The organism is Oleiphilus sp. HI0043 (genome assembly GCF_001634935.1).
Window position 1 is genome coordinate 1 of the sequence record NZ_LWEY01001453.1, and the last position, 1,342, is coordinate 1,342.

1 protein-coding gene is annotated in these 1,342 nt (G+C 40.1%); it reads right to left on the reverse strand.

All coding sequences use genetic code 11. The features are described 5' to 3' along the window. The coding region (gene yidC / locus A3729_RS20455; RefSeq protein WP_068634223.1) for a membrane protein insertase YidC at positions 1–1,342 on the reverse strand (1,342 nt) is incomplete at both ends.

Genomic DNA, 1,342 nt, shown 5'->3' on the forward strand with positions numbered 1-1,342 from the left:
TCATTACAACAGGCATAATCTTCATGATCTTAGCTTGCATTGGATCAGGCGGAGATGGATTTAGCTGCATTTGGATAGCCATACTTGCACCCATCAGAATCGGCAGAATGAAGTAAGGATCCATTACCGATAGATCGTGAATCCAGAACATAAATGGAGCATGGCGTAATTGAACACTCTCCATCAAAACCCAGTATAAAGCGATAAATACAGGCATCTGAACAAGAATAGGCAGACAACCACCAAGAGGATTAATTTTCTCTTTCTTATAGAGCTCCATCATTCCTTGAGACATCTTCTGACGATCATCGCCATACTGTTCTTTTAAAGCTTGTAGCTTAGGTGCTACCCGACGCATATTCGCCATAGAACGATAACTTGCAGCCGACAACTTGAAGAACAAAGCCTTAACACAAACAGTCACTAGAATAATTGCAAAACCCCAGTTCAATACAATGCCATAGAAGAAATCAAGCAATAGGAATAGTGGCGTTGCTACCCAGAATAACCAACCAAAATCTACGGTTAAATCAAGGTTTGGTGCAATAGCTTCCAAACGCTCCATAATCTTTGGACCAATATATAACTGTGCAGATGTCGTCTTGGTTTCTCCTGGAGCGACTTCGATTGCAGGGCTAATAAAGCCCATCAAATATCGACCGCCTTTCACGCGTGTTTGATAAGNATGAGTAACGCCATTATCTGGGATCCAGGCACTTAGGAAGTAATGCTGAATAAATGCAACCCAACCACCATGAATTTGTTCATTGATAGGGGAGTCAAGCATGTCTTCAAAGTCATATTTCTCGTAAGGTTTTTCAGCGCTTGAAAGCGCCATTCCCAAAAATGACTGCATACCCATACTATTTTGGCTCGATGGGTCAGAGGAACGATCTCTTACAATCTTTCCAGACAGGTTTGCCTGCCAGTTATCATTAGTCTTGTTATTAATGATATAGCTGACATTAATCAGATAATCATTGCGCTTGAATTCATAACGCTTAGTAATTGATACACCATCATCACTTTCAAAATTAAGGTCTATTGAAAGGCTATCTTGTCCTTCTTGTAACTCGTATGAAGAAGATGATGATGAGTAAATAGGAGCTGGGCCGTTTTTAGAGGAATCATATCCATTTTTTCCAAATAGACCACTTTCAACAACGTAATGTCTACCATTACCACTTTCCAACAGCGCCAGTGCTTCTTCTGAGCCTAAGCTAACTTTATGCTGAGGCATTTTTGCCGAAATAACATTACCGCCTTTAAGATCAAGATATAAATCTAATACATCTGTTTTGATATGAACGCTTGACGATTGTTGCGAGGTGGAATTCTTTGT